The 9,873-nt window shown below is 71.1% G+C and carries 7 protein-coding genes and 1 pseudogene; 6 read left to right on the top strand and 2 right to left on the bottom strand.

Annotated elements, in window-relative coordinates; all coding sequences use genetic code 11:
* The first annotated feature begins 278 nt into the window (after positions 1-278).
* The 6 genes and pseudogenes from ABZV42_RS37955 to ABZV42_RS37930 all read left to right on the top strand — a co-directional run bounded on the left by ABZV42_RS37955 (position 279) and on the right by ABZV42_RS37930 (position 8,412).
* Positions 279-1,361, top strand: a complete 1,083-nt coding sequence (locus tag ABZV42_RS37955) for a hypothetical protein (RefSeq protein ID WP_356056068.1) — start codon at positions 279-281, stop codon at positions 1,359-1,361.
* Positions 1,362-1,527: 166 nt separating this feature from the next.
* A pseudogene (locus tag ABZV42_RS37950) lies at positions 1,528-2,003 on the top strand (transposase family protein).
* Positions 2,004-3,035: 1,032 nt separating this feature from the next.
* A complete protein-coding gene (locus tag ABZV42_RS37945) occupies positions 3,036-3,998 on the top strand; it encodes a phosphotransferase (protein ID WP_356056065.1) in 963 nt (320 codons plus the stop codon).
* 158 nt (positions 3,999-4,156) lie between these two features.
* Positions 4,157-5,947, top strand: a complete 1,791-nt coding sequence (locus tag ABZV42_RS37940) for an ABC transporter ATP-binding protein (protein ID WP_356056073.1) — start codon at positions 4,157-4,159, stop codon at positions 5,945-5,947.
* A 201-nt stretch (positions 5,948-6,148) separates the two neighbouring features.
* Entirely contained in the window at positions 6,149-7,093 is a 945-nt protein-coding gene (gene sigJ, locus ABZV42_RS37935; protein ID WP_356056063.1) for an RNA polymerase sigma factor SigJ, read from the top strand.
* A 122-nt stretch (positions 7,094-7,215) separates the two neighbouring features.
* Positions 7,216-8,412, top strand: a complete 1,197-nt coding sequence (locus tag ABZV42_RS37930; RefSeq protein WP_356056062.1) for an FAD-dependent oxidoreductase — start codon at positions 7,216-7,218, stop codon at positions 8,410-8,412.
* A 174-nt stretch (positions 8,413-8,586) separates the two neighbouring features.
* Here ABZV42_RS37930 and ABZV42_RS37925 read toward each other — a convergent pair whose 3' ends face one another.
* On the bottom strand, positions 8,587-8,766 hold the full coding sequence (locus tag ABZV42_RS37925) for a hypothetical protein (RefSeq protein ID WP_355987175.1): 180 nt from the start codon (positions 8,764-8,766) through the stop codon (positions 8,587-8,589).
* A 222-nt stretch (positions 8,767-8,988) separates the two neighbouring features.
* The gene (locus tag ABZV42_RS37920) at positions 8,989-9,855 is read right to left on the bottom strand and encodes a bifunctional 5,10-methylenetetrahydrofolate dehydrogenase/5,10-methenyltetrahydrofolate cyclohydrolase (protein WP_356056060.1); all 867 of its coding nucleotides are present in this window, start codon (positions 9,853-9,855) and stop codon (positions 8,989-8,991) included.
* Positions 9,856-9,873 lie beyond the last annotated feature (18 nt).

The following is a 9,873-nucleotide window of genomic DNA, read 5'->3' as shown; positions in this document are numbered from 1 at the left end:
CACAAGCGGCAGAGCCTTTTGAACCACACCCGGCGCCCCTGGGCGGGTCAACCATACGAAGGGCTCACCCCATCCCGCAGGAAAGCGTAGGGAGCCTTTTCAGAGTGGCCGCTGATCGACTGATGGCTGGGCCGAAGCACGCTGGTTGTCACATAGGCGGGCTTGCTGTCGCTGTGGCCGGGGCTGCATGCGTTGGACTTGACCAGCTGAACACCGTTGTCACCGAAGCTGGTTGAGGCGGCCAGGGGTTGTCAGTGGCTGGTGACAGGATCACCGGCATGGTTTTCGTACGTACTACTCCGCCGCGGCCCGTGGACGTGACCGCAGTCTTTCCCGAGCTGGCGCCGTTGGCGCGTCCTGCGATTCGGCTGCACCCTCGTCCCGGGTCGCCTTCGGTCGGGGAGAGCTCGGTCGGAGGGCCGTTGCTGTGGTCGGCTGAGGAGCCGTGGCCGCACTGCGAAGCCTCGCACCTGCACGTGGACAGCGGGTTTCGCCAGTCGCCAGCCGACGTGCGGCTCATGAGACGCATGCAGGCCCGGCAGCACGGTGATCACGGTGGCCGTGGGACAACGCCCGAGGAGGCGGCGGTCAAGAAGCGGAACGCCGCGAGGCTCGCGGAGCGATTCGCCGCCGGTCCGCCGCCCGCGGACTGCCCAGTCCCCATGCTGCCCGTGGCCCAGCTGTATCTGCGCGACATACCCCTGTTGCGGCCGCCCGGACAGGCCGATCTGCTCCAGGTTCTGTGGTGCCCCTACGACCACGATCCGGATCACAAGCCGTCGACCGCACTGTTCTGGCGGTCCGCCGCCGCGGTCGTCGACATCCTCGCCACACCGCCCGAACCGTACGAGGTGAACCATTGGGGCTATCTGCCGGAGCCGTGCGTGCTGGCACCAGAAGCGATCACCGAATACCCCAACAGCCTGGATCTGAGCCCGCAGATGCTGCGGATGGTGGAGGACTGGAGCAGATGGCAGGCAGCTGGCGCCGACGTGGACAGCTCCTACGCAGAATATCCGCCCGACTTCTATAACCCCCATCTGGCAGACGCGCCCGGATGGAAGGTCGGCGGCTGGCCTCCGTGGGGCCGCACCGATTCCAACCCCCGATACTGCGCTGTCTGTGATGTGCGGATGGTCCCGCTGCTGACCATCGCCTCATTCGAATGGGACGGCGGTGAGGGACACAGCTGGGCGCCTTGCGAAGAACAGGCCGCCGCCTACGCCGCCAACACCGTCGGTAGCTGCTGTGACCAGTCCCCCTCGCAGCCGACCAAGGTCGAAGTCGGCAGCACCGACAACATGCAGATCTACATCTGCCCGACCTCCCCCGAGCATCCGCACACCGACCTGATCCAATGAGCTGCCGGGCCTGTCACACACCCTCCGCCGTCGGTGGCAGAAGTGCCGCCGCGTCAGGGTGTGTGACAAGCCGTTCGCCTCACGGCGGCGGGACCCGCAACGCACGAAGCTCCTGTGCCGTTGGGGGAGGTGTTCGAAGTCCCAACCCGTCGGCGCAGGAGCCTCGTTGGTTCCCCACTCTGCCGCACTCGACCTGCCGCACGCGCTGGTCGAGTGGGTCACCATGCTCATCGTCACCCGTGAGGGTGACCGCCGCTGCAAGCTCCCACCGCACCAGCGCGCGCTGGTCGCCTAGGTGTACCTGCGCAAACGCCCGCCCTGCCAGGCCGGACCCACGACCTGACCGCGGCCCGCACCCACCGGATCATTCGGATCTGCGAACGCCAGGGCGTCCCGATCCTCGCCGACCGCGCCTACCTTGGAGCCGGCCCCTGGGTGACGACACCGGTCAGACACCCACCCGGTCGTGACCTGTCACCGACCCAGCGCACCGTCAACCGCGCGCTGCACGCAACACGGGCACCGGTCGAGCGAGGCGTGGCCCGCCTGAGGTCTTGGCGGATCTTCCATCACGCGTGCTGCAGCCCAAATCGAATGTCGTCAATCGCGGCTGCGGTCCTCACCCTGGAGCGGCAACGCTGAAAGAGCTCACTGGCTCCCTTCCCCTCTTCCAGGAGGGGGAGGAAGCCGAGGGTTACGGGGCATGCGCGTCGGACCGCGGAAGGATGCGCGGGGTACGGGCGTGGCACCCGGCCCCGCGGCCGAGCCCCAACTCACGGTGGCCCCCTACTCGCGGTGGCCCCCCGACTCGCGGCGGCCCCAACTCATGACGGCGCCCCGGCTCGCAACGGGCTCCCGCCCGACGACCACCTCGCGGCACGCGTGACCAGGCCTTCCCCACCACCACGCTGAGAGCGCGGGCCACCTCGAGAGCGCCGAGCGCGCCGAGGACACGGACCGGACCGTCGGAGAGCCCGAGGGGCCCCGGCGGCCGGTGTCGAAGGTGCTGACGTTAGCCGCCCCGCTGCCCGGTCACGGTCCGCCACCCCGGAATCCGGCTCCGCCCGCACCTCGCGCCGGGCAGTTCAAGCCATCTCGCCGACCGCTCAACCCCGGGGATCCGGCGGCCGGTTCGAGAATCCTTTCTCCCGGCACCGTCCCAGGCCAGCCCGCCAGCCCGAGGTTCGTTGACGTCTCCGGACAGGCCCCTCGGATTGTCCGGATCGCGGCACCGTACCCGCCGGATTGTCAGTGGCGTGGCCGAGGGTTCCCTCCCGCAGCCCCATCACGCCCCACCGAGGAGACCGGTGCTCTCGACGCCCTCACGCAATCCCCCGCTCGGGTCACGCCTTCGCCGCTGTCGCCTGGCCGAGTGAATCGAACGGGCAGCGGCGCCGACCGCACTTGCCCACCGCACCGAACCTCGAACCTGTGCTCGACGCGTCGCCCGGTCCACCCCGTATCGGCCCCGTGATCAGCCGCGTTGTCCGGGGTGCTCCACCCGATGCCTACCGAGGAGAAGACCGTGAATCCCGTACGCCCCCTTCCCGCCGTTCACCCCGCGTTCGAAAATCCTCCCGCCCTGTCCGTCCTGCCCGTAGCGCTCCGGCGCCCCGCGGACGCGCGCCGCGCCCCGTTCGCATCCGCATCACGACCGTCACCGAGGTGGGGGGCATGAGCGACGCGAAGACACTTCCCACGGCTCTGCGACGCTGGGCCGAACGAGAGATCGCGGGCGTCGCCGAAGCCCGGGACGCCTCCCACACGCGGGAGAACTCCCGCGTGTGGGAGCTCGTGCGCGCCGACGGCTGCCGGTTCTACCTGAAGGTCTCCGCCACGGCGCGGATATACGAGCGGGAGACGTTCGCCCTGCGGCACGCCGTGCCCGCGCTCGGAGCCGGCCGGGCACCGCAGCTCCGCGCGTCCAGCGCCGAGCACCTGGCGCTGCTGACGACCGCCGTGCCCGGCCGCCCGGCCGAGGAACTCCCCCTCACGGCCGCCGAGGAGTACGAGGCTCACCGGCAGGGCGGTCTGCTCCTGGCCCGGCTTCACACCGCCGGCGACCTCACCGGCCACTGGCGTGCCGAGGCCGAAGGCGCGCTGCACGTCGCGGCGTACGACGTGGACAGGCACCTGGAAGAGGCCGGGGACCGGCTGACCGAGGCGGAGCACAGGCTCGTACGACACCTGGCCGATCAGCTGCGCTGGGCGGGACCGCTGCCCCTCGGGTTCATCCACGGCGACGCCCGGCCGAGGAACCTGCTCTGGTCGGGGCACGCGGCCTGGATCGACTTCGCGCGGTCCCGATTCGCCCCCGTCGTCCAGGACTTCGTCGCTCTGGCCTGCGGAGTGTGGGCCGACAGACCACGTCTGCGCACCGCCTGCCTCAGCGGATACGGACGCGAACTGACACCGCAGGAGCTCCGTGTGCTGAAGTGCCTTGCCGGCCTGGACGCGGTGCGCGCCCTCGCCCTCACCCGGGGCGCGACGCACGACACCAACGTGCGTGACGCCGATACGCGTGACGCCGATACGCGTGACGCCGAGGCGCGCGACCCCGAGGCGCACGAGGATTCGTACGCCGCCGCGCGCGGGCGCCGCACCCTGCACCGGCTGATGACGGGGGTGTTCGCGTGAAGCGGCTCCGTATCACCCTCAGGCGGCCGGCACCGGCGTTCCCGCGGATCCCGTCCGCGGCCGGGGACACACCACCCGTCCCCGCCGCACGCTCGGCGGGTCCACAGCCCTCCGCTCCCCCCGAGCTCGACTACAACGGGCGCAAACACCGCCGGGCCATGGACGACGCCACCCTGTGGGAGATGGCCCGCCGGATCCCGATGGCGCTCGCCCAGTCGGCCCGGCTGGCCTGGTCCGTCGACCGGCGCATGACGATCACGATCCTCCTGTGCCAGGTGCTGTCCGGCCTCGGCACCGCCGTCATGCTCACCGCGGTCTCCAAGGCGTTGCCCCACCTCGCCACCTCCGACGCCCGCTCCGGACTCCGGCAGGCATGGCCGGCGCTGAGCGTCGCGGTCCTCGCGATGGCCGTGGGCGCCGGGATGTGGATCCTCGCCGACTGGGCCACCCGCCGCCTGAACCCGAAGATCGCCTCCGCCGCCGATCTCACCCTGGTCGACCTCCACATGAAGGCCGAGCTGTCCGCCTATGACACCGAAGGGTTCACCGACCGCAGCCAGGCCGCGGAGATCGGCGCCCTGCGCGCGGTCGACCTCGCTGACGACGCCAAGACACTCACCAACGGGTTCGTCCAGCTGGTGTCCGCCGCGACCGTCCTCACCTCACTCCACCCCCTGCTCCTGGGCGTACTGCTGCTGTCGGTCATTCCCAGAGGACTGGGCGGAGTGATCGCCGCGCGCATCGACTACCGCGTCCACGACCGCACCCTCTCGGCCCGCAACGTGCGCGGCATGATGCGCTGGTGGCTCACCACCTCCGAGCTGGCCGACGAACTGCGCGCCAACACCATGCGCCCCTACCTGCACTCCTGGTACCGGGCGATGTGCGACCGGGTCGAAGGACGCGAACTCGAGGGCGCGCGCCCGTACTTGCTCGTGACGCTCCTCGCGGCCTCCCTGGCAGGCCTGTTCACGCTCGGCATGTGGGTGGCCCTGGCCGTTCTCGCCCTCTCCGGAGCGATGTCCACGGCGATCGCCGGCACCGCCATCGTCGCCTCGCAGACAGCCGGCCGCGCCCTCAACTCGATCGTGCGGTACGGCGCGGTGATGTTCCACCACGGCCTCTACCTCAGCGACTACTACATCTTCGTCGAAGAAGTCCGCTCCATGGCCACCGCCCGCGGCACCACCCAGGCCAAGGCGCCGCACCAGGTCCGCCTGTGCGACGCCGAGTTCACCTATCCGGGCAAGGACACCCCCGCCCTGCACCCGATCACCCTCACCCTCAACCGCGGCGAGGTCGTCGCCCTGGTCGGCGAGAACGGAGCCGGCAAATCGACCCTGATCCGCCTTCTCACCGGCCTGACCGTGCCCACCGGCGGAACCGTCCGCTGGGACGACACCGACCTCGCCACCACCGACGCCGAATCGGCCTGGCGGCACGTCGGTCTCGTTCCCCAGAAGAACGGGCACTGGCCGCTGCGCGTCCGGGAGAACATCACCCTCGGCCAGCCCCGCGAACACGGCGACGAACGCGTCTGGGACGCCGCGGATCGTGTCGGCATGACCGAGGCACTCCAGGGGCTCCCGGACCGGCTGGACACCCTGCTGGCCCGCTCGGTGTGGGGCGGGCACGAATTGTCAGGCGGCCAGTGGCAGCGTCTGGCGTGCGCTCGGGCGATGTACCGGGAGCCGGCCGTGCTCGTCCTGGACGAGCCGACCAGCGAGATGGACGCCCGCGGCGAGCATCTGATCTTCCGCGAGCTTCGCGAAACGGCTTCGGACCGGATCACCGTGGTCGTCACGCACCGCTTGGACAACGTGAGGATGGCCGACCGCGTCATCGTCCTCGATCGAGGACGCATCCGCGAGGAGGGCACCTTCGACGCCCTCGTCGCCACCGAGGGAAGCCTCCTGGGCGAGCTGTACGCCCTCGCCCAGGACCGCTGACCTTCCTCACCCAGTCCTGACCAGCCTCCCGACCACTGCCCAGCGCCTCACCCGCCACCGACGGGGCCGCGTTCCGACGCGGCCCCGCCCCACCCCGTCATGGGACGCGGCCCCAGGTCACAGACCCGGGGCCGCGCCGTCGCCGGGCGCGGGGCCGCCTCGCCCTCCGTTCCGGTGCGGGGTGCGCCTAGGATCACAGGCATGGCCCTGATCACGAGCGACGTGGACCGGTTCGAAGCCGCAAGGTCCCGGCTGGCGGCCATCGCCTACCGGCTGCTCGGCTCGGCGGGCGAGGCGGAGGACGCCGTGCAGGAGACGTACCTGCGCTGGCAGGCGGCCGACATCGGCCGGATCGATGTGCCCGAGGCCTGGCTGACCAGGGTCCTCACCAACCTCTGCCTCAACCAGCTCACCTCGGCCCGCGCGCGGCGCGAGACGTACGTGGGCCAGTGGCTCCCCGAGCCGCTGCTCGCCGGGGACGCGATGCTCGGCCCCGCCGACACCGCCGAACAGCGCGAGTCGGTCTCGTACGCCGTCCTCGTCCTGCTGGAGCGACTGTCGCCCAAGGAGCGGGCGGTGTACGTCCTGCGGGAGGCATTCGACTACCCGCACCGGGAGATCGCCGAGATCCTGGACATCACGGAGGCGGCCGGCCAGCAGATCTACCACCGGGCCAAGAAGCACGTCGCCGCAGGCAGGGCGCGCACCGACGTCGACGAGGCCGCCGCCCGGCGGATCGTCGAGGAGTTCCTGGAGGCGGCGACCAGCGGCCGTACCGAGCCCCTGATCCGTCTGCTCACCCAGGACGCCGTCGCGGTCGGCGACGGCGGCGGCAAGATCCCGGCCCGCGCGAAGGCCTTCGAGGGGGCGCGCGCGGTCGCCACCTTCCTGCGCGGCCTGTTCAAGCCGAGCGAGGCCAAGCGGAAGTACGTCGGCGGCGCGGCCGGGATGTACGCCGCCATCGCCAACGGCGGGCCCGCCTTCGTCGCGGTCGTGGACGGCAGGGTCGTCGGGATCAGCTGCCTGGAGGTCACCAAGGAGGGCATCGTGGCGGTCCGCAGCCAGGTCAACCCCGACAAACTCGTCCGCGCGACCGAGCAGTGGGCCGCCGCGGACCACCGGGAGGGTCCGATCTGCACCCTCTGACACCCTCCCGTCCGATGTGACGCAGGCCACATTCCGATCCTGTCAGGAAACGCCGGGCTGCCCGGTTCAAGGGGCGACACCACGCCGGACAACGGCGGACCCGCCCAGACAGGAGCACGGACATGCAGCACCGCATCGTCGTCCTCGGCGCCGGCTACACCGGAGCCACCGCCGCCGGCCGCCTCGCCAAGCGGCTCCACAGCGAGGACGTCAGCATCACCCTCGTCAACCCCGAGCCCGACTTCATCGAGCGCGTCCGGCTGCACCAGCTCGCCACGGGTCAGGACCTCAAGCCCCGGCCGTTCCGCGAGATGTTCGCCGGTACGGGCGTGGAGCTGAAGCTCGCGAAGGTCACCGCCGTCGACGCGGACCGCAGGACCGTCTCCGTCACCGGCGCGGACGGCCCCGCCGACCTCGCCTACGACACCCTGGTCTACGCCCTCGGCAGCGGCTGGAACGGCGGGGACGTCCCCGGCGCCGCCGAGCACGCCGACGAGGTCGCCGGCCGTCAGGGCGCCCGCCGCCTGCGCGAGCGCCTCGCCGCCCTGGACGCGGGCAGGCCCGTGGTCGTCGTGGGCGGCGGGCTGACCGGCGTGGAGGCCGCGACCGAGATCGCCGAGGCCCGCCCCGACCTCGATGTCGCCCTGGCCGCGCATGGCGCCCTCGGCGACTGGCTCTCGGCCAAGGGCCGCGCCCACCTGCGGAAGGTGACCGGCCGGCTCGGCATCGAGGTCCACGAGCATGTGACGGTCACCGCGGTGACGGCGGACGGCGTGACCACAGCCGACGGCCCGAACATCCCCGCCGCAGTCACTGTCTGGACCGCGGGCTTCGCCGTCCACCCCATCGCCGGCGCCGCCACCCTGGAGACCACCCAGCACGGCCGGATCGTGGTCGACTCCACGATGCGCTCGGTCTCCCACCCCGACGTGTACGCCGTCGGCGACGCCGCGCTGGCGATCGGCCCCCAGGGCAAGCCCCTGCGCATGTCCTGCGCCTCGGGCGTTCCCATGGCCTGGCAGGCCGCCGACGCCATCGCCGCCCGCCTCGCCGGCACCAAGGTCCCGCAGGTCTCCATCCGCTACTTCCAGCAGTGCGTCTCCCTCGGCCGCAACGAGGGTCTCATCCAGTTCGTCACCGCCGACGACCGAGCCGTCGACCGCGCCCTGACGGGCCGAACTGCCGCCCTCTACAAGGAGCTGATCTGCAAGGGCGCGGCCTGGGGCGTCGCCAACCCGACGGTGGGCCTGCCGTCGAGGCGCCGACGGGTCGTACGCCCGGAGACCGAGGACCGTACGCGCGCCGAGGTGTCCGCCTGACCCGGCCCCGCAGCGAACCCGCCGAAGCCCCGGGCCGGCCACCCAGGGTGGCTCTGGTGGCACGGGAGTTGGAGCGCGGCTTCATGTCGGTCAACGAACCCTGTGTCCGCGGTGCCGAAAGCTTCTCCAAGGAACGGTTCAAATGGGGCTGAGGCGCCGGCACGCGGACCGGACCTACCGGAGCGTGCAGAAGACGATGCTCGGATACGTTGCGGCGAATGCCCGGATGAAGGTGTTCAGTCGCATGAACACCAGGGCTCCGAGATGCAGCGAGAGCGCGAGGGCCAGTACCACGTAGGTCACCCGCGGGACACCCATGAGGACGAAGGGGAACGTGCACTCCAGCGCGATCACCCAGCACCCCGCGCACCAGGCCGCTTTCGTGTGCGATGCCAGGGTGGGGCCCAGTCGCCGGTATCCGTAGGCGGTCGTTCCGTTTTCCGGGGCCTGCCGGAGACCGATTCTCGGTCCCCGGCAGGTGCTTCCGGTCACGGCACGCGGTGCGGGTGACAGGCGGTCACTCCACCAGCCGCCCCTCGTCGTAGTCGCGCGTGGCGTACGACGGATCGTCCGCACTCACCGGACGGCGGCCCCGAGCTGGACGGCTGCCGCCTCGACCGTCTGAGCCAGCAGGACCGCGATGGTCATGGGCCCGACCCCACCGGGGACCGGCGTGATCAGGCGGGCGCGGGTGCGGGCGGTGTCGAAGTCGACGTCGCCGACGTTGCCCGGGTTGTATCCGGCGTCGATCACGACGGCCCCCGGCTTGATGTCTTCGCCCCGGACGAGCCGGGGCCGTCCCACGGCCGCCACGACGATGTCCGCCTCCCGTACGGCCGCGGCCAGATCGGTCGTGCGGGAGTGGCAGTAGGTGACGGTGGCGTCCCGGGCGAGCAAGAGCATTCCGACGGGCTTGCCGAGGATCGCGCTGCGGCCCACGACAACGGCGTGCCGGCCCGTCAGGTCGACGTCGTACTCGTCCAGGAGCCGCATGATCCCGCCCGGGGTGCACGACGCGAAACCGGGCAGTCCGAAGCTCATCGCCGCGAAGGAACTCATCGTGACCCCGTCGACGTCCTTCTCCGGAGCGATGGCCTCGAACGCTGCCCGCTCGTCGATGTGAGGGCCGCAGGGGTGCTGAAGCAGGATGCCGTGCACCCCGGCGTCTCGCGAGAGTGACTGAAGAGTCTCCACGAGCTCGGCGGTCGTCGTGGTGGCCGGCAGGCTGACCAGCCTGGACTCGATGCCGGCCTTCGCGCAGCGGGCCCGCTTCATACGAACGTAGGTGACCGAAGCCGGATCTTCACCCACAAGTACCGTTGCCAGGCAAGGAGTTGCACCGGTACGTCGTGCCAGCTCCGCCGCCTTGCCCGATGTCTCCTCGACGATGCGTCGGGCGGGGCCGACACCATCCATGGGCCGGGCTGTCTGTGACTGGGACATGGTCGCCTCCAGGCGTCA

This window comes from Streptomyces sp. NPDC005281, assembly GCF_040607495.1.
Lineage (GTDB): Bacteria > Actinomycetota > Actinomycetes > Streptomycetales > Streptomycetaceae > Streptomyces.
The sequence above is the reverse complement of the archived record's forward strand: the minus strand, read 5'-3'. Positions and strand labels throughout refer to the sequence as shown.